At 66.3% G+C, this 20,311-nt stretch carries 24 protein-coding genes and 1 pseudogene; 11 read left to right on the top strand and 14 right to left on the bottom strand.

Annotation, left to right across the window (positions count from 1 at the left end):
- Window positions 1–347 precede the first annotated feature (347 nt).
- Complete coding sequence (locus tag ABIB29_RS07715) at window positions 348–2,270, top strand: pectate lyase-like domain-containing protein (protein WP_354171535.1); 1,923 nt, start codon at window positions 348–350, stop codon at window positions 2,268–2,270.
- Here ABIB29_RS07715 and ABIB29_RS07710 read toward each other — a convergent pair.
- Genes ABIB29_RS07710 through ABIB29_RS07675 form a run of 8 tightly spaced genes read right to left on the bottom strand, consistent with a single transcriptional unit; the run spans window position 2,200 to window position 8,477 of the window.
- Complete coding sequence (locus ABIB29_RS07710) at window positions 2,200–3,390, bottom strand: HoxN/HupN/NixA family nickel/cobalt transporter (RefSeq protein ID WP_354171533.1); 1,191 nt, start codon at window positions 3,388–3,390, stop codon at window positions 2,200–2,202. The genes ABIB29_RS07715 and ABIB29_RS07710 overlap by 71 nt on opposite strands.
- The gene (locus ABIB29_RS07705; protein ID WP_502915574.1) at window positions 3,390–4,262 is read right to left on the bottom strand and encodes an urease accessory protein UreD; all 873 of its coding nucleotides are present in this window, start codon (window positions 4,260–4,262) and stop codon (window positions 3,390–3,392) included. The genes ABIB29_RS07710 and ABIB29_RS07705 overlap by 1 nt, the downstream gene beginning before the upstream one ends.
- Window positions 4,259–4,876: an urease accessory protein UreG gene (gene ureG / locus ABIB29_RS07700; RefSeq protein WP_354171530.1), complete on the bottom strand. Its 618-nt coding sequence runs from the start codon at window positions 4,874–4,876 to the stop codon at window positions 4,259–4,261. The genes ABIB29_RS07705 and ureG overlap by 4 nt, the downstream gene beginning before the upstream one ends.
- 29 nt (window positions 4,877–4,905) lie before the next feature.
- The gene (locus tag ABIB29_RS07695) at window positions 4,906–5,595 is read right to left on the bottom strand and encodes an urease accessory protein UreF (protein WP_354171529.1); all 690 of its coding nucleotides are present in this window, start codon (window positions 5,593–5,595) and stop codon (window positions 4,906–4,908) included.
- Window positions 5,576–6,058, bottom strand: a complete 483-nt coding sequence (ureE, locus tag ABIB29_RS07690) for an urease accessory protein UreE (RefSeq protein ID WP_354171528.1) — start codon at window positions 6,056–6,058, stop codon at window positions 5,576–5,578. The genes ABIB29_RS07695 and ureE overlap by 20 nt, the downstream gene beginning before the upstream one ends.
- 19 nt (window positions 6,059–6,077) lie before the next feature.
- On the bottom strand, window positions 6,078–7,838 hold the full coding sequence (gene ureC, locus ABIB29_RS07685; RefSeq protein ID WP_354171526.1) for an urease subunit alpha: 1,761 nt from the start codon (window positions 7,836–7,838) through the stop codon (window positions 6,078–6,080).
- Window positions 7,835–8,164: an urease subunit beta gene (locus tag ABIB29_RS07680; RefSeq protein ID WP_354171524.1), complete on the bottom strand. Its 330-nt coding sequence runs from the start codon at window positions 8,162–8,164 to the stop codon at window positions 7,835–7,837. The genes ureC and ABIB29_RS07680 overlap by 4 nt, the downstream gene beginning before the upstream one ends.
- A gap of 10 nt (window positions 8,165–8,174) precedes the next feature.
- Entirely contained in the window at window positions 8,175–8,477 is a 303-nt protein-coding gene (locus ABIB29_RS07675) for an urease subunit gamma (protein ID WP_354171523.1), read from the bottom strand.
- A 76-nt stretch (window positions 8,478–8,553) separates the two neighbouring features.
- Here ABIB29_RS07675 and ABIB29_RS07670 point away from each other — a divergent pair, with 76 nt between their 5' ends.
- The 6 genes from ABIB29_RS07670 (at window position 8,554) to ABIB29_RS07645 (ending at window position 11,607) form a co-directional block, all read left to right on the top strand.
- The gene (locus ABIB29_RS07670; protein ID WP_354171522.1) at window positions 8,554–8,961 is read left to right on the top strand and encodes an ATP-binding cassette domain-containing protein; all 408 of its coding nucleotides are present in this window, start codon (window positions 8,554–8,556) and stop codon (window positions 8,959–8,961) included.
- 102 nt (window positions 8,962–9,063) lie between these two features.
- Complete coding sequence (locus tag ABIB29_RS07665) at window positions 9,064–9,201, top strand: hypothetical protein (protein ID WP_354171521.1); 138 nt, start codon at window positions 9,064–9,066, stop codon at window positions 9,199–9,201.
- Window positions 9,191–9,334: a hypothetical protein gene (locus ABIB29_RS07660; protein WP_354171520.1), complete on the top strand. Its 144-nt coding sequence runs from the start codon at window positions 9,191–9,193 to the stop codon at window positions 9,332–9,334. The genes ABIB29_RS07665 and ABIB29_RS07660 overlap by 11 nt, the downstream gene beginning before the upstream one ends.
- Window positions 9,335–9,521: 187 nt before the next feature.
- Window positions 9,522–9,731 carry a hypothetical protein gene (locus ABIB29_RS07655; RefSeq protein WP_354171519.1) on the top strand — a complete coding sequence of 70 codons (210 nt, stop codon included), beginning with the start codon at window positions 9,522–9,524 and terminating at the stop codon, window positions 9,729–9,731.
- Between the two features lie 245 nt (window positions 9,732–9,976).
- Window positions 9,977–11,191: an L-2-hydroxyglutarate dehydrogenase gene (lhgD, locus tag ABIB29_RS07650; protein ID WP_354171518.1), complete on the top strand. Its 1,215-nt coding sequence runs from the start codon at window positions 9,977–9,979 to the stop codon at window positions 11,189–11,191.
- A gap of 80 nt (window positions 11,192–11,271) precedes the next feature.
- Window positions 11,272–11,607 (top strand): hypothetical protein, encoded by a 336-nt coding sequence (locus ABIB29_RS07645; protein WP_354171516.1) that lies wholly within the window; start codon window positions 11,272–11,274, stop codon window positions 11,605–11,607.
- A gap of 22 nt (window positions 11,608–11,629) precedes the next feature.
- Here ABIB29_RS07645 and ABIB29_RS07640 read toward each other — a convergent pair whose 3' ends face one another.
- On the bottom strand, window positions 11,630–12,382 hold the full coding sequence (locus ABIB29_RS07640) for a LysR family substrate-binding domain-containing protein (RefSeq protein ID WP_354171515.1): 753 nt from the start codon (window positions 12,380–12,382) through the stop codon (window positions 11,630–11,632).
- 89 nt (window positions 12,383–12,471) lie between these two features.
- On the opposite strand from ABIB29_RS07640, the gene ABIB29_RS07635 reads away from it, so the two are divergent.
- Window positions 12,472–12,876 carry a DUF5997 family protein gene (locus ABIB29_RS07635; RefSeq protein WP_354171513.1) on the top strand — a complete coding sequence of 135 codons (405 nt, stop codon included), beginning with the start codon at window positions 12,472–12,474 and terminating at the stop codon, window positions 12,874–12,876.
- A gap of 53 nt (window positions 12,877–12,929) precedes the next feature.
- On the opposite strand, the gene ABIB29_RS07630 is transcribed toward ABIB29_RS07635, so the two are convergent.
- A complete protein-coding gene (locus tag ABIB29_RS07630) occupies window positions 12,930–13,313 on the bottom strand; it encodes a VOC family protein (protein ID WP_354171512.1) in 384 nt (127 codons plus the stop codon).
- A gap of 156 nt (window positions 13,314–13,469) precedes the next feature.
- On the opposite strand from ABIB29_RS07630, the gene ABIB29_RS07625 reads away from it, so the two are divergent.
- Window positions 13,470–14,102: a hypothetical protein gene (locus ABIB29_RS07625; protein WP_354171511.1), complete on the top strand. Its 633-nt coding sequence runs from the start codon at window positions 13,470–13,472 to the stop codon at window positions 14,100–14,102.
- An 81-nt stretch (window positions 14,103–14,183) separates the two neighbouring features.
- Complete coding sequence (locus ABIB29_RS07620) at window positions 14,184–14,822, top strand: NADPH-dependent F420 reductase (protein WP_354171510.1); 639 nt, start codon at window positions 14,184–14,186, stop codon at window positions 14,820–14,822.
- A 56-nt stretch (window positions 14,823–14,878) separates the two neighbouring features.
- Here ABIB29_RS07620 and ABIB29_RS07615 read toward each other — a convergent pair.
- The 4 genes and pseudogenes from ABIB29_RS07615 to ABIB29_RS07600 form a co-directional block, all read right to left on the bottom strand.
- Window positions 14,879–15,360 (bottom strand): annotated as a pseudogene (locus ABIB29_RS07615) (pyridoxamine 5'-phosphate oxidase family protein).
- Between the two features lie 123 nt (window positions 15,361–15,483).
- Window positions 15,484–17,007 (bottom strand): APC family permease, encoded by a 1,524-nt coding sequence (locus tag ABIB29_RS07610; protein WP_354171508.1) that lies wholly within the window; start codon window positions 17,005–17,007, stop codon window positions 15,484–15,486.
- Entirely contained in the window at window positions 17,004–17,915 is a 912-nt protein-coding gene (locus ABIB29_RS07605; protein ID WP_354171507.1) for a universal stress protein, read from the bottom strand. Before ABIB29_RS07605 ends, ABIB29_RS07610 begins: the two co-directional genes overlap by 4 nt.
- Window positions 17,916–17,961: 46 nt before the next feature.
- Window positions 17,962–19,374, bottom strand: coding sequence for a flavin monoamine oxidase family protein (locus tag ABIB29_RS07600; RefSeq protein ID WP_354171505.1), 1,413 nt, complete (start codon window positions 19,372–19,374; stop codon window positions 17,962–17,964).
- A 187-nt stretch (window positions 19,375–19,561) separates the two neighbouring features.
- Between ABIB29_RS07600 and ABIB29_RS07595 the strand changes: the two genes are divergently transcribed.
- The gene (locus ABIB29_RS07595; protein ID WP_354171503.1) at window positions 19,562–20,251 is read left to right on the top strand and encodes a TetR/AcrR family transcriptional regulator; all 690 of its coding nucleotides are present in this window, start codon (window positions 19,562–19,564) and stop codon (window positions 20,249–20,251) included.
- Window positions 20,252–20,311: the final 60 nt, after the last annotated feature.

The following is a 20,311-nucleotide window of genomic DNA, read 5'->3' as shown; positions in this document are numbered from 1 at the left end:
TTCATGGGAGCGCTCCCAGGCTGTTCGTGGGAGCGCTCTCACAAGCATGGTGTCGTACATCACTTCCGATTGTCAAGGCTGGCATAGCGGGACGTTTCGAGCTCTTGCCCGACGTCGGATGCGGTGTTACGCTTCCCCGACGAGAGCGCTCCCACACCTCTTGGGGTGACCGGGATGGGGCTCTCCTTGTTTGGCAGTCCGATCATCCGACCCGCGTCTTCATCCACCGGCACCCCCAGCGCCGCCGACGCGGTCCCGCGCTTCCCCGTGCCGCTGGGCCCGATTACACAGCAGCCCGTCACGCAGCCCGTGTGGAGCCCGCGCCCCCACAGAGAGCAGGACCAGCAATGCCGCTAGCCCACATCCGCCCACGATCCGAGGCCTTGCAGCCCCGACTCCGGAGGCCTTTGCGCCTCCACAGCCGGCTTTTCGCCGGTACCGTCGCCGTGTTGCTGGGCGTGCTGTCCACCGGCGCCGGTGCCGCCTCCGCTGCCGACGTCGCCGTACCAGGAAAACCGACCCCGGCCCAGCCGCAGCCCGCCGCGGCGCCTGCTTTCGGTCCCAACGTCCGGATCTTCGACCCCAGCATGCCAGTGGCTGAGATCCAGGCAGAAGTCGACGCCATTGCGGCCACCCAGGTCGACGACGAAATGGGCACCAACCGGTACTCCCTGCTCTTCAAGCCCGGCATCTACGGCAGCGCCGAGGAGCCTCTCATCGTCCAGGTTGGTTACTCCACGGAGGTCGCGGGCCTGGGCGCCTCACCCACGGACGTCACCATCAACGGGCACGTCGACGTCTACAACCGGTGCCTGACCGCGGACAACTGCATCGCGCTGAACAACTTCTGGCGCTCGTTGTCCAACCTCACCATCAACGTCACCGGCCTCGACGGCTGCCGCGGATCGGCCAACTTCTGGGCTGCCTCGCAGGCCTCCCCCATGCGGCGGGTCAACGTCACCGGCGGCAACCTCTCCCTGATGGACTACTGCACCGGCGGGCCGCAGTTCGCCAGCGGCGGCTTCATTTCCGATTCGAAGACCGGCCCCGTCATCAACGGCTCACAGCAGCAGTACTTCGTGCGCGACAGCAGCATCGGCGATTGGTCCAACGGGGTCTGGAACCAGGTCTTTTCCGGAGTGGAGGGGGCCCCGGCGCAGTCCTTCCCGAATCCGCCGTACACAAACCTGGCGAGTACCCCGGTCAGCCGGGAGAAGCCGTACCTCACCTTCGACGACGCAGGCCAGTACGGCGTCTTCGTTCCTGCGGTCCGTAAGGACTCCGCCGGAACCACTTGGGAAAACGGTCCGACGGCCGGCCGCAGCATCCCGCTGTCCGACTTCTACGTGGCAAGCCCCGCCGATTCGGTGAAGACCATCAACTCCCAGTTGGCCCGCGGCAAGAACCTGCTGCTGACCCCGGGGGTCTACGACATCGACCAAAGCATCGAGGTCAAGCGTGCCAACACCGTCGTCCTGGGGCTCGGGATGGCAACCCTCACCGCCGTCAACGGCGCCGTACCGCTGACCGTCGCGGATGTCCCCGGCGTCGACATCGCCGCCGTCACAGTGGATGCCGGCGAGGTGAACTCGCCCGCGCTGATGCGCATCGGCAAGGCCAAGAATCCAGAGGCCGGCGGATCCTCGAATTCACTGAATCGCAGCGATCCGGCCAATCCCACCACGCTCCACGACGTGTTCTTCCGTATCGGCGGCCCGCACGTGGGCAAGGCCTCGCTCAGCCTGGAAGTCAACAGCGACAACGTGCTCCTGGACCACATCTGGGCCTGGCGCGCAGACCACGGCAACGGCGTCGGCTGGACCACCAACACGGGGGACAACGGCGTCATCATCAACGGCGACCATGTCACGGCCACCGGCTTGTTCGTGGAGCACTACCAGCAGTACAACGTCATCTGGAACGGCGAGCACGGCAAGACCGTCTTCTTCCAGAACGAACTGCCCTACGACGCCCCCAACCAGGCCGCCTGGCAGCATGACGGAGTCCTGGGCTGGGCGGGCTACAAGATCGCCGATTCGGTCAAAAACCACGAACTCTGGGGCGGGGGAAGCTACGTCTACAACAACGTCGACCCCACCATCCACGCCACCCGGGGCTTCGAAGTCCCGGTCACGCCCGGAGTGAAGCTCCACGGCCTGCTGACCGTCAACCTCGGCGCCGGGACCCTGGACCATGTCATCAACGACACCGGCGCGCCGGTCTCGACGGACGCCGTCGGGGTGCCCAGCTACGTCGCCAGCTTCGGCTAAGACAACGTCCGGCGGGCGGGACACCATGTCCCGCCCGCCGGACAGGCACAACTGCGCCGCCCGCCGGCCAGTCCGCCCGGCGTGCCGCGGAAAGACGCCCGTGCACGGAGGCCACTCCCCAAATGGTCAACAGGCAGGCCACCAGCAGCAGCCCCGCCTCGCCCAGATCGATCTGTCCGAGCCAGGTGGTCACAGGATCCTCGAGCCCGAAGGCGCTGTTGAAGAACCCGCCCAGGGTGATGAATGAAATGGCCAGGGCCGACACGGCGGAGACGCCGGTGATCAGCGCGTTGAAGCCCAGCTTCCGCTGCGGATTGTGGATGGCGGAGCTGTACATGCGCATCATGGCTACCCCGTTGGCGGTGTCGCACAGCGTCATCGCCGCCGTGAATGCCAGCGGAAGCGCCAGGAGGGCCAGCGGGGAGACCCCGGCCAGGGACGCGGCCGTCGCCATCACCAGCAGGCCGATCGTGGTGGCTGTGTCGAAACCCAGCCCGAAAAGGAAGCCAATGACGTAGATGTTCCGCGGCCGCTGCACGCGGGACAGGGGTTTCGCCAGCAGCCGGGCCACGAATCCCATGGCCTCAAGATCCTCCGCCCGCACTGCGCTTCCGCCCTGCACTCTCCGGTAGGCCTGCGTGGCCCGGATGAAGGCGGATCCGTTGAACAGCCCCATGGCCAGCAGGAAGATCCCCGAGACGCCGCTGCCGATCAGCCCCAGCACGAGGTTTCCGGTAGTGCCGTCCTCCATAAACTGGCCCACCATCGCGGCGCCGCCCACCACGAGGGTCCCGGCCAGGATCACCACCGAGCTGTGGCCGAGGCTGAAGGCGAAGCCGACGCTCACCGGGTCCTGGTGCTGGGCCACGAACTTGCGCGTCGAATTGTCAATGGCGGCGAGGTGGTCCCAGTCGTAGCTGTGTTTGATGCCCGCCAGATAGGCAGTCAGCACCAGGCCCAGCGCCAGCGGTTCACCGGCCGTCACCAGACCGGCCAAGAGAAGCACGACGGCGGCCGCGTGCAGGGCGACTACGGCGCCGAAGGTGGCAAGCAGCCGGGTCCGCAACGGGAGTTGCTCGCGCCCGCGGTACAGAGCGGCGAATCCGGTCAACGTGGTCATCAGTATTTCCTGAGGTCCAGGGGCGCCGTGCCGTGCCATCGCTGCCGGAGAAGGGCGCTGCAGGCGCCCAGCAGCCGGTTGAGGTCTTCGGTGCTGTTCGAGAGGGACCGGAGCACCAGGCCGCTGATGCCGTCAACCGTGGCAGTCAAGGAGACGCCGGTATAGGCATCATGCCCATCGGTCAGCACGTGGAGTTCGTCCGCGAGGGCCTGGTCGACCCGCCGGTCAACCACGATCAGGGATCCCACATGGCTGAATCCCTCCATGAATCCCAGCCCTGTCACGTCATACGTCGGCGGCCGGATCAGCAGGTTGTCGAGGGCCAGCAGACCGCTCCTTCCTGAGGATTCGACCAGGATTTCGGTCCGGAGCCGCAACTCCTCGTAACGGAACGAGGCACCGTCCGGAGACCAGCCGGGGGTGATGACCTCGGACATGACCAGGCTCGACGTCGGGTGAAGGCTGATGTGCGTGTTCTGCCGGTAGCTGGCCTCCCGGTAGGCGATCAGCTGGTCCGGGGCCAGCTCCAGCTGCGATCCCTCCCCCAGCCGCAGCCGCAGCCGCTGCTCCGCAAAGGAGCCCGGCGTCCGGTAGATCTTGGTGGCGGACTGGGTGGTGAGCAGCAGCTTCGCCCCCTCTTCCACCTCCACGTCAATGACAAAGAGGTCAGCCCCCAAATACGCCCCGCCAGGATTGACCACGACATAACAAACCTGCCCGGAGTCATCCAAGTAATGCGGCCGCAGTATTCTCAAGGCGCCTTGATGAAACTGATGCGAGGCCACCGACCGTCCACCCCGCACGCCGATGCGCAAAGCAAGCTCCCCCATTGGCGCGACAACAGCAGTAGGGGAAACCGCCGTCGTGCTCATGACGCCAGGTCGAGCATCAGGACATCGCGCCGCACCCATTCGATGACGCGGTCCAGTCCTTCGTCGGTTTTGAGGTTGGTGAAGCAGAACGGCTTCACGCCCCGGAATTCACGCGAGTCCCGTTCCATCACGGACAAGTCCGCGCCGACGTGGGGTGCGAGGTCGGTCTTGTTGATGATGAAGAGGTCGGACTTGATCATGCCCTGGCCGGCTTTACGCGGGATCTTCTCGCCTTGGGCCACGTCGATGATGTAGATGGAGAAGTCCACCAGTTCGGGGCTGAACGTCGCGGAAAGATTGTCCCCGCCGGATTCCACAAAAATCACCTGCAGGTCCGGGTGCCGCCTCTTGAGTTCCTCGATGGCGGCCGTGTTCATGGAGGTGTCCTCGCGGATGGCTGTGTGCGGGCACCCGCCGGTTTCCACACCGATGATCCGGTCGATCGGGAGGATGCCGTTGGCCGCAAGGATCTTGGCGTCCTCGATCGTGTAGATGTCGTTCGTGATCGCAGCCATGGAGATCTCCCGGCTCATGTGGCGGGTGAGGCGCTCGACGAGCTGGGTCTTGCCGGCGCCCACCGGGCCGCCGATGCCGATTTTGATGGGCTCAGACATATTCTTCTCCAGACATATTTCTTGTGTGGCTAGCTCATGAACATGCGGGCACGCTGGCGCTCGTGCCGCATCTGCGAAATTTCCAGGCCGGGGCTGACCGCGCCGAAGTCGGACCGGTCCAGGCTGCCGGCGCGCCCCACCGCGGCAGCGACGTCGCCGGCCGCCTTCCGCAGCAGCCGCTGGCCGGCGTTCTGTCCCAGCGGGATGGCCCGGACGGCGTTCTGCGTCAGCGACGTGACCGCGGCGAACAGGTAGGCGGCCAGGGCCTCGGGCAGCGGAACACCGAGGGAACGCGCCACGACGGCGAACGCCAGCGGCTGGTGGCCGGCGGCGCGGCCGGAACCCACCAGCTCCCGGTACTCCGCCAGCTCAGGTGACGGAAAGATCTCCGCACCGATCTCGAGGAGCCGGGTGCCCATTTTGATGCTGGCCTCGCGCAGCTGCCGGGGCAGCAGCTGGGCCGTCAGCAGCGAATCCAGCTCGGACAGCGGGGCGCCCTCATAGAGGAAACGGATGGCCAGGGCGTCCGAGTAGCTCAGCTGCTGCCCCACAAAGGCGGACAGCCACACGCCGAAGGATTGCTCGTCGTGCACCAGCCCGCGGTCGATGTAGCTCTCAAACCCCAGTGAGTGAGCGAACGCCCCGGTGGGCAGCGCCGAATCACACAGCTGCTGCAGGGCCAGCTGGTAGGACGCCGGGCTAGTGGGAGTGTTCGGCATGGCGGAAGGGGACGGGCATCACGCGCTCCTGGCGGTCGTAGGGCGCTCCGACGTGTTTGAGGTAGTCCTCCACAGTGTGGTCGTACTGGCAGACCATGACCTCGGCCCGGTACTCCGAGGATGCGTCGAAGAACTGGGCCTGCAGGTGCCGGTTGCCGAGCGAGTGCGCCACCACCCCCATCTCATGGATGGAGCGCGGCGCGATGACGAGGACATCGGTGGGCAGCACCGACACCACGATCATGTTGGTCTCCGCGACGTGCAGGATGTCGCCGTCGCGCAGGTCCCCGGAACCGGAGGGGAGGCGGATGCCGAGTTCCTTGCCGTGGTCGGTAGTGACACGCTGGAGACGTTTGACCAGCTGGGCGCTGGGGAGCACCACCTTTTCCCGGTGCAGCCCGGCATACGGGTCCGGACCCGGAGGAAGGTCGTGCGTGTTGCCGAGGACCTTTTCAATAATCATTCCTGTCTCCTCTGGTCGCCTAGAAAAGGAAGTAGCGCTGCGCCATGGGCAGCACGTCGGACGGCTCGCAGGTGATGTCCTCGCCGTCGACCGTCACCTTGTACGTTTCCGGGTCCACCTCGATCTCCGGGGTGGCGCCGTTGTACTTGAGGTCCGCTTTCGTGAGGCTGCGGATGCCGGACACGGGCCGGATGACCTTCTCCAGGCCCAGCTCCGCCGGGACCCCGGCGTCGATGGCGGCCCGGGAGAGGAAGGTAATGGAGGACTGCTGCAGGGCCTTGCCGTAGGCGGCGAACATGGGCCGCATGGTCCGCGGCTGCGGGGTGGGGATGGAGGCGTTGGCGTCCCCCATGAGCGCGTAGGCGATCTGCCCGCCCTTGAGCACCAGTTCCGGCTTGACCCCGAAGAATGCCGGGTCCCAGAGCACCAGGTCCGCGAACTTCCCGGCCTCCACCGAGCCGATGGAGTCCGCCATGCCCTGCGCGATCGCCGGGTTGATGGTGTATTTCGCCACGTAGCGTTTCAGGCGGAAGTTGTCGCTCTCTGCGCCCCGGCCGGACGCGGCGCCGTGCACACCACCGTCCGGGTCCTTGAGCACCCCGCGCTGCTTCTTCATCTTGTCCGCCACCTGCCAGGTGCGGATCACCACCTCGCCCACCCGGCCCATGGCCTGGGAGTCCGAGGACGTGATTGCGAAAATCCCCAGGTCCTGGAGCACGTCCTCCGCGGCGATGGTCTCGGCGCGGATGCGCGAGTCCGCGAACGCCACGTCCTCCGGAATATCCGGGTTCAGGTGGTGGCAGACCATGAGCATGTCCAGGTGCTCTTCGATCGTGTTGCGGGTGTACGGCAGGGTGGGGTTGGTGGAGGCCGGCAGGACGTTGGGCAGCCCGGCAATCTTGATGATGTCCGGGGCGTGCCCGCCGCCGGCGCCCTCGGTGTGGAACGTGTGGATCACGCGCCCGTCGATGGCCCGGATGGTGTCCTCCACAAAGCCGCACTCGTTCAGGGTGTCGGTGTGGATGGCCACCTGGACGTCGAAACTGTCCGCGACCTTCAGCGAGGTGTCGATCGAGGACGTGGTGGATCCCCAGTCCTCATGGACTTTCAGCCCGATCGCGCCGGCGCGGATCTGCTCGGCCAGGGGCTCGACGGCGGACGCGTGCCCCTTGCCGAACAGGCCGATGTTGATCGGGAGCCCTTCGGCCGCCTGCAGCATCCGCTGGATGTGCCATTTTCCGGGGGTGACAGTGGTGGCCTTGGTGCCCTCGGCGGGGCCGGTGCCGCCGCCGATCATGGTGGTCACGCCACTGCACAGGGCGGCGGGGACCTGGTCCGGGGAGATGAAATGGATGTGCGAGTCCACGCCGCCGGCGGTCAGGATCTTCCGCTCACCGGCAATGATTTCGGTGCTGGCACCGATCACGATGTCCACGCCGTCGGTGATCTGCGGGTTGCCGGCCTTGCCGATCCGGAGGATGTGGCCGTCCCGGAGCGCGACGTCGGCCTTGTAGATCCCGGTGTAGTCCAGGATGACCACGTTGGTGATGACGGTGTCCGGGACGGCTCCCACCTGGACGTCCCCGTCCCTGGTCAGCTGGCCGTTCTGGCCCATGCCGTCGCGGATCACCTTTCCGCCGCCGAAGACCACTTCCTCGCCGTACGCGGTGAGGTCTTTCTCGATCTCGAGGAAAAGGTCGGTGTCGGCGAGGCGGATGGAGTCCCCGGTCGTGGGTCCGTACAGATCCGCGTATTGCCTGCGGGATATTTCGAAGCTCATTTGCGTACTCCTTCAGCCGGTGTAAGGCGGCCGTTGACCGCGTTGCTGAGGCCGTAAACCTCGCGCCGGCCGGCGAGTTCGATCAGCCGGACGGTCTTGCTGTCCCCCGGCTCGAAGCGGGCCGCCGTGCCCGCCGGGATGTCCAGGCGGCGGCCGTAGGCGGCCCTCCGGTTGAACGTCAGGGCGGCGTTCGCTTCGGCAAAGTGGAAATGCGAGCCCACCTGTACGGGGCGGTCGCCAGTGTTGGTCACGACGACGTCGATCGCCTCCCGGCCGGCGTTGACCAGCACGGGCTCCGGGCTGAGGACGTATTCTCCGGGAATCATCTTGGCTCCCCTAACGGATGGGATCATGGACGGTGACGAGCTTGGTGCCGTCCGGAAACGTGGCTTCGATCTGGACGTCGTGGATCATCTCGGGCACGCCCTCCATGACGTCCCCGCGGCGGAGCACGGTGGTGCCATAGCTCATCAGCTCCGCCACCGTCCTGCCGTCCCGGGCGCCCTCGATCAGCTCGTAGCTGATGATGGCCACCGCCTCCGGGAAGTTCAGCTTCAGCCCCCGAGACTGGCGGCGGCGGGCGAGATCGGCCGCGACCACGATCATGAGCTTTTCCTGCTCACGGGGCAGAAGATGCATTACGGAGTCCCTTCACGGCCGGCGGTCACGGGCCTGGCGGCGCCGCGGTGTTGCCAGAGTAGACGGAGAACGTTTCATGCAGGTTTCCGGCCGACACAACTTGCTTGAGGTAAAGAACATCTCCGCCTACTACGGCGACGCGCAGGCCCTCGAAGACGTCAGCCTGAACCTTCCGGCCCACGGCGTCACCGCCTTCCTCGGCCCCAACGCTGCAGGCAAGTCGACGACCTTGCGGGTCATCAGCGGCCTCATCCCTGCAGCGACCGGAACGATCACATTCGAGGGACGGGACATCACCAAATCGTCTCCGCAGGAACGCGTGGCCATGGGCATCGTGCACGTTCCGGAAGGCCGCCGACTCTTCAACACCATGACAGTTGAAGACAACCTGATCCTGGGTGGATACACCCAGCGCAAGGACCGAAAGACGACCGAACGGCTCAACGACATCTACGACCACTTCCCGAAGCTGGCGCCGGGCTGATGTCCGGCGGCGAGCAGCAAATGTGCGCCGTGGGTCGCGGGCTCATGGCCAACCCCAAGGTGCTCATGATCGACGAGATGTCCCTGGGACTGGCACCTTCTGGTGGAGCAGCACGTCAAGAATGCCCTGGAGGTCGCAGACTTCGGGACCATCATCGACGGCGGCATCACCCGCGTTTCGGGCTCGGCAGCCGAGCTGCGCGAGAGCGATGTCGTCCGGGAGTCCTACCTTGGCCACTAGCGCCAGCACGATGGCCGCACTGCGCAAGCGCAGTCAGGTGCCGCGCGACTTCGGTGTGGGGCAGCTGCCGGTCCCGGTCCCCGGGGCCGGGCAAGTCCTGGTCCGCTCCATGGCGGTGGGCCGGCGGGCTTGAGTGCATACGGCGCGGCGCCGACGTCGTGATGTACGGGCCGGAGACAGAGGGCGAAGCCCGGCTCGAGTTCGCCCGAAACCTGGGCATGCGCCTCGGAAACCCGGTAGGACCCCGTGAACCCGCACACCACTGGGTCGAAGCGTCCGGCGCCGGACCTGCCCTCGCAAGCGCGATCACGGCGACCCGGATGCAGGGGCGCATCGTCATGCCGGCGATGTATGGACGGCTACCTGAGGTTGACCTGAACCAGGTCGTGCGCAAGGGACTGTCAATCCACGGCTCTTATGGTTACACCCGTGAAGACTATTCGGGCGGGGCCGCCATGGTCTCCGAATTTCGCGGAACGCTCGAACGAATGGTTTCGCTGTTTCGCTGGACGAAGGCGTGGAAGCGATGAACCGCACAGAGCGCGCAGAGCTCATCAAGGCCGTCGTGTTGCCCACCGGCGTTCCGGCCGGGCAGGACTGAAAGGAACCCATGATCTTTCCGACTGAGCAGGATGCACTCGAGCTGTTGACCACCCACGGGCTGGGCACCTGGGACACGGCGCTGGCACAGATTCTCTACACCAAAGCACAGGGGGCCGGGCGGGGCGTTACACTGCCTATCGATGGCGCCCCGACAGAAGGAAGGCGATAAGAAATGGCTGAACGCATCGGCATCGTAGGCGGCGGTATCGTGGGAATCGCGATCGCGCGAGCCTTGATGAGAACCGGAGACTTCGACGTGACGGTCCTCGAGAAGGAATCAAGAGTCGCGCAACATCAGACCGGACACAATTCAGGGGTGGTGCACGCAGGCCTTTACTACCAGCCCGGCTCACTCAAGGCGACGCTCTGCGCCCGCGGACGACAGCTGACCCGTGAGTTCTGCCAGGAACGCAACCTGCCCTACCGTGAGCTAGGCAAGCTCGTCGTCGCAGTGACCAACGCGGACCTGCCAAAGCTCGACGATATCGAGCGACGCGCCCGGGAGAACCAGGTCCCTGGCTTGAAACGGCTGAACGCCCAGGAAATGCGCGAAATAGAACCCCACGTCGCCGGTGTCGCTGCAGTGCATTCACCTGAGACCGCGGTCGTCGACTACGCGGCAATCACCGAGGCCCTGGCCGAGGACGTCCGCCGCGCTGGCGGCAAGATCATGCTGGGACAAGAGGTCACCGCCGTGAACATCGCCGGCGGGACTGTTAATGTCTCCACCACTGCCGGTGCCCACTCCTTTGACCGGTTGATCGTCTGTGCCGGCCTGCAGTCCGACGTCGTCGCCAAGATGGTCGGGGCCTCACCGTCGCCGAAGATCCTGCCGTTCCGCGGCGAGTACTGGATGATGGCTACGGACCGGCGGGACCTCGTCAAGGGCATGATCTACCCGGTGCCGGATCCACGCTTCCCGTTCCTGGGCGTTCACTTCACCCGCGGCGTCTACGACGAGGTGCACGTAGGTCCGAATGCTGTGCCGGCACTGGCCCGCGAGGGCTACAGCTGGGGCAAGATTTCGCTAAAGGACACCCTTGAATCGATCCGGTGGCCCGGCGCGGCAGCCTTGGCGAAGCAGCACTGGCTTATGGGCGTGCGCGAGATTTCCTCGTCGCTGGTCAAACCGCTCTACTTCCAGGAAGCCCGCAAGTTCGTCCCCGAGCTGCAGTCAAGGGACCTCGTTTCCAAGTCGGCCTCAGGCGTGCGCGCCCAAGCGTGGGACAAGGACGGCACACTGCTTGACGACTTCGCCGTCGACCAAGTCGGTCAAGTGACCTTACTCCGCAACGCGCCGTCACCGGCAGCGACCTCCGCGATGTCCATCGCCGACTACGTACTAAAGGAATACCTGAAAATCACTCCCAAAGTGGAGCGCTCTTAGGGAGGAATCGGAGCTGCGCTGCTGAACCCTGTCAGAGCCTCCCGCATCCCGGTACCAGCCGTGCTTGTTAGGGTGGATGAATGAAACTCCGCCTCGCCGCCCTGTCAGCTGCCACCCTCATGATTGCTTTGACGGGCTGCGGCCAGGTGCAGGACGCCGCGAACAAGGCCGTCAGCGACGGCGCGTCCCAGGTTGCCACGGCCGCCGGCAGTGAAGTGAAGAAGCAGGCCTGCACACTCGTCGAGGACGGGCTGGTCAGTGTCCAGGACAAGGAACTGCTCGGCGGCCTGGTCGCCGGTGCCGAGACCGCAGGTGTTCCCGCCGAGATCACCACCCCGCTGCGCCAGATCGCCGACTCCGGCGACCAGGTTCCGGGCGACTCCGTCAAGGCCCTGCAGGACGCCTGCGCGAAGTAGGCCATCCGGGCAGGGCAGCGTCCTAGCGTTTGCCCTTTTTCCGTGATCCCTTGCCGCGGCCTTTGTCCGGGTTGGGCGCGTAGCGCTGCGCCACCTTGGGCTTCTTGACCGCGGGACCGCGCCGGTCCGGCTTCGGTTCCTTCTTGGGCTTTTCCTGCTGGGCGGAGGGCTGGCGGGAGCTCGCGGCGGTCCGCCCGCGGACTATCCCAATGAACTCCTCGATCACCTCGTCCGTGCTGTCGCTCGGCCATGCCACGGCGATCTCGGTCGTCGGCGCGCCGGTGAGCTGGCGGGCCACGGTGCCTTTGACGTTGAAATGGCGTGCCACGGACATCGGCAGGATCACCAGGCCGGCTCCGGAGGCCACCACCTGCAGGGCGATCTCCGGTCCGCCGAGTTCGGCGACGTCCAGGAACGTCTCCGCGGACAGGTCGGCGAAGGCCACCTCCTCGAACACCGAGATCTCGTGCCCTTTGGGTGCCACCACCACGGGTTGTTCCTCGTACAGGGGGATGACGCTCAGGCCTTCCCGGTCCACCGGCAGCCTGACGAAGCTCAGGTCAGCGGACCCGTCCCGCAGTACCGTGAGCTGGGCGCCCTCGTTGGACATAAAGGAGTGCAGCGGAACATCGGGCATCCGCTCTTCCCAGCGCCGGGTCCACTTGCCGGGCGTCACGCCGGCGACATAAGCGAACCGCAGCTCCCGTGCTGCTGCTTCGGCCGGGACGGCGGCGGTTTCGTCGGGGGTCTGGGGTGTTTCTTCTGCTGCGGACACATGTTCACAGTACCGCCCGGGCTGGCGCCGGGCTCAGCGCCGGTGCCCGGCGGTGTAGTGCCAAGGCCCGGGCCGGATACCCTTGAAGCATGACCTCTGCAAACTCCCAGTCCATGAAGCCGGCCACCGTTGCCAAGAAGCTTGGCATCTACCTGCCCGCAACACCTCAGGAGTTCCAGGATTCGGTCATCACCCGCGCCGATTTCGCCGAGCTCCAGGCCAACCCGCCGGAGTGGCTCGCCGAACTGCGCCGCAACGGCCCGCACCCCCGCCCGGTGGTGGCGCAGAAGCTCAACGTCTCCATCAGCGGCCTGGCCCGCGGCGGCGTTGAGGAAGCGCTGACGACGGCGGAAATCACCGCGCTGCTGCAGGCTCCCCCGGCATGGCTTGTCGCCGAACGCTCCACCCACGCTGCCGTCCGCGCCGAGGCCCAGCGGGTCAAGGACGAGGCTGCGAAGAAGGAAACCAAGAAGGCACGCGCCGCAGCCGAATAGCAGCGGCTTCCGTCCAGGGCACGCCCAGGATCCCGGCCGCCGCCTGTCCTGCCTCAGTCCTGGTGGAGCTGGACGAAGTTCCCGCACCCGTCGTCGAACACCGCTGTGGTGCCGCCCGGACCGTCGGAGGGCTCGCCCTGGAATATCACGCCCTTGGACGAGAGCCGCTTGTACTCTGCCCGGACGTCGGTCACACCCAGAACTATCGCGGGCATCCCGGCGTCGTGGAGTGCGTTCATGTAGGTGGACCCGATCGGGTTGTCGCTGGGCTCCAGCAGGAGGCCGACTGATCCGCCGCCGGACCCGGCCGGGTCTTTTACGATGAACAGGTTGTGCTCCGGCATGGCCAGGAGGCTCTCGAAGCCCAGGATTCCGGTGTAGAACTCGTAAGCCGCAGCGGGGTCCCTGACGTGGATGCTGCACATTTTCAGTCGCATGGGCCCTAGGCTACGCCGGGACGGACCAGGTGTGAACCGGACTCACGGTGCCGGGCTCCCGCACAGTGCTGGGACCATTGACGGCCCGCCTTCAATGGATTCCAATGGAATCAGCGGAACCGCGCCCGCCCGGGCCGGATCCCTGGAGGTGTTGTAATGCCGTCCCTGTTCGAACCCGGACCCTATGCGCTGTGGCAATTGTTTGCCCTGGCCGTCGTCGTCGTGTGCGCGTCGGGAGCCGCCGTTTATCTCATCCGCAAGCATGTGGCCGCCGACGGCGACGGCCTGCCGGATGCCGTGTTCTGGGACCTCTTCGCCGGGCTGGCCATTGTGGCGCCGGCCGTGATCCTCCCCGCCCTCGCCGCACCGTGGGCCGGCCTGCTGCTTGGTGTCCTCGCCGTTGCCGCCGCAACTGCCTCCTACTTCTGGACGCCCCGGGTCCTCAGCCGGCGCGAGGACCGGCGCGTTTTCCGGCACATCGCGGCCAGCAATGAGGCGGCCGCGGCCCGGCACCGCAGCGCCGTGGCCCGATGGCAGCGCTACGAACTGGATCCCGCGCACGGCATCGATTATCCCGCCATGAGTGATCCGCGGCAGCCCGAGACGGCGGCCCTGATCCGGGCGATGAAAGCCGCGGAGCGGCTCCGCGGCGGGACGGACGCCGGTTATGCCCCGGCGGTTGCGCGGCTGGAGCAGGCCCTCGCCGACGCCGAACGGGCCGCCGGGGTCGGGCAAGACACCACGACCCGACCCGCCGGACGTCCCACCGCGGATCCGGCGCGCGGCTGAGCGCACGAACCGCAACAGCTGAACCCCCACCTGCCGCATTCCACGTCCCGCAATCCACGGTCATCCCCGGAAGGAAGCACCATGGCAGACATCACCATCATCGGCAGCGGCAACATGGCACGGGCGATCGGAACGCGCGCCGTGGCCGCGGGACGTTCGCTCCAGATCCTCAGCCGGTCCCCGGAACACGCGGCCAAACTCGCGGCAGAGCTGGGTGGTGACACTGCGTCCGGAGGACTGGGCGATATCCCGGAGGGCGACATCGTGGTGCTGGCCCTCTACTTCGGACCGGCCAAGGAAGTGGCGACGCACTACGGCGACACCCTAAGCGGCAAGACCGTGGTGGAGATCAGCAACCCGACCAATGCGGAGACCTTCGATTCCCTCACTGTGGAACCTGGGTCCTCCGCCGCCGAGGAAATCGCCGCCCTGCTGCCCGGGGCAGAAGTCGTCAAGGCCTTCAACACGACGTTCGCCGGCCCGCTGACGGACGGCGCAAAGGGCGGGATGCCACTGGATGTCTTCATCGCCTCGGACTCCGAGGAGGCGGCCAACAAGGTCGCGTCGTTCGCGGCGGCCGCGGGACTGCGGCCCCTGCGTGTGGGCGGGCTCCGGCATGCCCGCGAGCTGGAGGGATTCCAGCTCCTCGTGATGGCCCTGCAGGCCAACCCCGCCTATGAGGCCTTCAATTGGGCCAGCGGGCTCAAGATCATCGACTAGTCCGACGCCGGTACGCCCGCGGCGGGTCTGCTGACCCGCCGCGGTGCAGGACGGGCCTAGAGTTCGACCGTGCCGCTTTCCCCCACGCTCATCCGGCTGTGCGTGACCTTGGACTTGACCCACTGCAGCACCGTGGCGGCGGTTCCGCCCGGGCTGGTCCAGTACTCGGCGGAGTCGGAATCGACGTGCAGCAGGACCACCTCCGGGGTGTCCGGACCGTCCGGGAACCAGGCCTCCACCATCTGGTTCCAGAGCTCGTGGATCTTCTCGCGGTCGTCGACGACCTCCGCCGTCCCGGCCACCGACACCCATTCCGTGCCCTTGCCGAAGGAGACGTGACTCGCGGGTGCGCCCGGACATGGGCCACCTGGGAGGTGGTGGCGGAGGTGAAGAACCACATATCGCCGTCGTCCTTCACGTCCTGGACGGCCAGCGGCCGGCTGACGAGGGCACCTTCTTCGTTGACGGTGGTGAACATCCCGATCCGCGAATCGTTGATGATGTCCGTAACTTTGCTGATGTTTTCTGCGTCCGACATGCTGTCACCTCGTTCTGGTTCCGAACGGGGGAAGGTCCCCCTCCCGCCAGCCTATTGGTAAGTTTGCTTACTTTCCAGTGGCTGCCGGAAGGAGGACCGTCCTGGCGCGTTTACGGCGCTGGCCTAGTACCCGGTGGGCAGGACCTTGCCCTTGAAGAACTCCGGGCGGATCTTGGCCATGACCAGCATGAGCACTACACCCAGCAGAATCACACCCATGCCCAGGATGAACACAAGGCCAATGCCGCCGACAGATGATCCGGAACCGTACGCCGGGTCCAGGGAGTCATAGGCGGTCTTGACGAACATCACCAACAGAATGACGCCGCCCAGGAGCGGGGAGAGGAACTTGAAGAAGAATGCCCGTGCCCCGCTGAAGGCCTCGCTCCGGAAGAACCAGACACAGGCCAGGGCGGTGATGCCGTAGTAGAAACAGATCATCATGCCGAGCGCGGTGATGGTGTCCCACAAGGCGTTCTCGGAGGTGGTCCGGGTGATCACGTAGAACCCCGCCGCGGCAATGGCCGCCGCGATCGTGGCGTAGCTCGGGGACTTGAAGGTAGGGCTGATCCGGCCGAACTTGGTCGGCAGCGCCTTGTAGTGGCCCATGGCCAGCAGTGTCCGGGCCGGAGAGACGAACGTCGACTGCAAGGACGCGGCCGAGCTGCTCAGGATGGACAGGGACATCAGGATGGCGAACGGGCCCATGACCGGTCCGGCGAGGACGGCGAAGATGCTGCCCTGGTTTTCCGGGTTTCCGGCTCCCAGGCCCTCCTGCCCGATGCCGGCGAACGCCAGCGTGGCCAGAGCGACGGTCATGTAGATGATCACGATGACGAGCACGGTGACGGTGGCCGCGCGGCCCGGGGTTTTCTCCGGGTTCCGGGTTTCCTCGTTCATGGTCAGGGTGACGTCCCAGCCCCAGTAGATGAAGATCGAGAGGGAGACGCCGGCGGCAAAGGCCGAGAAGGATTCGACGGCGAACGGGTTGAACCAGTCGGGGGTGATCGCGGTGGCATCGAAGGCGGTGCCGTTGGCCACGTGGCTGAAAGCGGCGACAGCGAACCAGCCGAGCACGAAGAGCTGGAACGCGACCAGCACATACTGCACACCCTTGGTGGTTTCCATACCGCGGTAGGAGATCCAGCAGGCCAGCGCGATGAACACCAGCGTGGTGGCGATATTCAGCGGCAGGTTCAGGGTCAGGTCAGCCAGCTCGGGGTTGCCGAACAGCTGAGCCAGCATGAGGTAGAAGAAGTCCACCGCCACGGCGGCCAGGTTGGACAACACAATGATCGTCGCGGCGATCAGTCCCCAGCCGCCCATCCAGCCGATCCAGGGGCCGAAGGCACGCGATGCCCAGGTAAAGGAGGTTCCGGCGTCGGGCATGGCGTTGTTCAGTTCCCGGTAGCCGAACGCGACGAGCAGCATCGGAATGAAGCCCACCAGGAAGATGGCCGGCAGCTGGACGCCGACTTCGGCGACCGTGGGGCCCAGGGCCGCGGTCAGTGTGTAGGCAGGGGCAATACAGGACACCCCGATGACCACGGCGCCGATCAGGCCGACCGATCCGGCTTTGAGGCCCTTGGCGCTCAGTCCTGCGTGGGTGTCGTGCGAGGCCGTGGCCGTCACGTGTTCGGTGCTCATTGGGGTGCCTCTCCGGACGTGTCATTCGATGTTGACGGATTCTGGTGCTTGAGTTCGTAGCCGCTGGGGACCACGAGCATCGGCACCGGCAGGGCGCGCAGGATCCGGTTGGCCGTGCTGCCGAGGAAGATGGACCGGCCCTGGGCCAGGCGGCTCGAACCGATGACCAGGACCTCGCCATCCTCCCAGTCGAGACCGTCCACCGCCTCTTCGATGCTCCGGCCCTGCGCGACGACGACGTCCGTCGTGGCTGCCAGCTGGACGCCCGACGGGCTGACCGGCGCAGCGGCCGCGACGGTCTTCTCCGCGTACTCGCGGGCGGCATCGGCCGCGCCCGGGTCCCCGCCGTCGAGGGCAAGCAGCGACACCACCCGCAACGGGACCGCCCGGTTCGCCGCCATGCCGATGGCGAAATCGAGCAGCTTCTCCGCTCCCGCCCGGGTGCCGAGTCCGCAGCTGATGCGGGTCAGGGCCTCCTGGCGGTAGTAGCCGTGCGGCGCCAGGGCCACCGGAACGGTGGACGCGTGAAGGAGTGCACTGGCCACCGAACCGATGGTGAACCGCCTGAACAGGCCGGTGCTGCTTGCCCCGATGACCAGGACGTCCGCCCCGAGTTCCTCGGCCGCCTCGATCAGCGCCTGGGCGTCCGAGTCGCCGCTGCGGATATGCGCCTGCGTCGGAACCTCCGCCGGGACGAGGGCCAGGGCCTCGTCGAGCCATTGGCGGGCCTGCTCGTTCAGGAGGTTCTCGAAGCCTGCCTTGGGCGCGTGGGCGGCGCCGAACTGCTGGACTTCGGGCACCACCAGGACGAGATCCAGGCTGGCACCGCGGCCGCGTGCCAGCGCTACGGCCAGATTAACGGCATCGTGGCCTCTGGCATTGGCTGAATACCCCACTACATAACGCATCTGGCCGGTCCTTTCTGAACTGTTGGGCGGGGGTGGGAGCGCCGGGCTAATGGGAGGCCACGGGGGTTCGGTCTGCCGCTGCGACGATCCGGACCGCCGTCTGGCGTCCCATCCGGACCGCGCCGTCGACGTGCTGGTAGCCCTCGGCAGCGAGGTCCGAGGAGGACCAGTAGATCGGGCCGACCGGGGCGTGCTGGTCCTTTCCGTAGCGGTGCAGTCCGCCAAGGTCGTAGCTGGAGGCATAGGCGCCGCGGGTCCACTCCTCGGAGCCCCAGTCCGACTCGTAGTAGACCTCCGGCTCGAGGGCCTTGTCACCCAGGAATCCGGCCATCGATTCGAGGATGGCGCGGCGGCGTTCCCCGGCGCTGAGCTCGAACATTGCATCCGCCTTCTCATCCGAGACAAAACCGACCAGGGTGCCGCGGGTGTCTTCGTGGTTGGTGTTGTCGTAAACCTCCTGGACCAGGGCGCCGGCGCCGAAGCAGGTTCCGGAGAGGCCGTCCTCGCGCCAGAACGGCGTGCTGTAGACAGCGTGCACCTTGATGACCAGGCCGAGTGACTGGTGCTGGTGCATCTGGTGCTGGCGGCGCGGCAGCGGCGGGTTGAAGGAGACCCTGGAGTAGAGGTTCGGCGGCACGGCCATGATGACGAAGCGCGCGTTCACGGTGGCACGCTCCGAAACAGCGGTCACGCACTGGCCGGCAGTGCTTTCCTGAGTTCCTCCTGCGGAGGACGCCGCCCAGTTAATGGTGCGCACCGGACTGTCCAGCACGACGTCGTCACCCAGTTGCGCGGCGATCAGCTCGGAGAGCTGCTGCATTCCGCCGACGACGCGCTTGTCCAGGATGAAGTCCTCATCGGTGAGGTGGCTGAAGGATCCGGCGGAGGCAGCCATCAGCACGGCCTGCAGCGCGGAGAACGCATGGGCCGGCTTGGTGAGCATGCCGCCGGCAATGAAGAGCCCGATGTTGTTGCAGGCTTCCTCATCCGAGGAGTTCTGCCGCAGCCAGTGGTGGAAGGAGATGGTGTCCAGCTCGCTGGCCTTGGGGTGCGCCCACGGCTCGGTGGGGCCGATGTCGGCGGCAAGGGAATCCAGCAGGGCGGTGAGTTTGTCCATTTCGGCGGCGGTGGTTTCGCTGACCGGGAAGGTATCGCCCGAGTACAGGGTGCGTTTGCCGTCGGAGCCGATGTAGACAGATTTGCCGTCGCGGTAGCGGGAATAGGTCTGCAGGCCGAGCTCGTCGAGGAGTGCCAGCAGTTCGGTCTGGTCCGGGGAGACCCACTGGCCGCCGATTTCCAGCATGGCGCCGTCAATCGTGTCGGTCCAGGTGCGGCCGCCGACGCGGTCGCGCGCCTCCAGGACGGCCACACTGAGGCCGGCCTTCTTCAGTTCCCGGGCGGCGGTCAGCCCGGCGGGGCCAGCTCCGACGATGACGACGTCGCGGTCAAGTTCCAGCATGATGTCCTCTCTGTGGCCGCTGAAGTGATGCGGACCACTAAATGAATGCCATTCATTTAGCTTGACTATAGCCCCTTCGCAGACATCAGGGAAGACCTCCCGCACAAGAAATTTCACTGGCGATGTGGCCGTAAAGTTGGGGACACAATGGGAGCACCCAGGAAACCGACCCCCAGAAAGGCCAGCAATGCCGGCATCAACCAGCGCCCCTGCAGATCCACACCGCCACGACGCGAACCCGCGCCGCCGGGTGGGCAGGCCCGCTGCCGCCGTCCTCGACCAGGACGGCATCACCGCGGCGGCGCTGCAGCTTATCGGGAAGAGCGGCTACGACGGGTTCACCATGGCTGCCCTGGCACGCACGCTGAATGTGGCGCCGTCGGCCCTGTACAACCATGTTTCGTCCAAGCGCGATGTCCTGGTCCTGGTCCAGGACCATCTGACGTCGTTCGTTGACGTGTCCGCCTTCGAATCCGAACCGTGGGACCAGGCCGTGCGCAGTTGGGCCTGGAGCTACCGCGACGTCTTCTCCAAGCACACGCCGCTCATCCCGGTGATCGCCGTGCTCCCGGTGACCGATGCCCCCAAGACGCTGGCCATGTACGAGGCCGTCAGCGCCGGATTCAGCCGCGCGGATTTCCCCCAGGGGCAGATCGTTTCCGCAATCGTGGCTATGGAGTCCTTCATCTTCGGCTCCGCCTATGACGTCACCGCGCCGGCGGACATCTTTGACTCCGGCAGTATGGCGGACTCGACGCCGAACTTCACCGCTGCAGTCAAGCAACAGGACCTGGAAGGCTACGAGAAGCCCGCCGACGTCGCCTTCAACCTGGGCCTGGAGGCGATGATCGCGCGCTTCGGGGCGCTCCGCGGCTGACCCCCAGAAAGCAACGCGGGGTCACTTCCGGCCCATAATTCCCTCCGGGATGGGCGGGGA

It is taken from the genome of Arthrobacter sp. UYEF36 (assembly GCF_040547025.1).
Taxonomy (GTDB): domain Bacteria; phylum Actinomycetota; class Actinomycetes; order Actinomycetales; family Micrococcaceae; genus Arthrobacter.
Note: the sequence above shows the minus strand (reverse complement) of the source record. Positions and strands in the feature narration are given on the sequence as shown.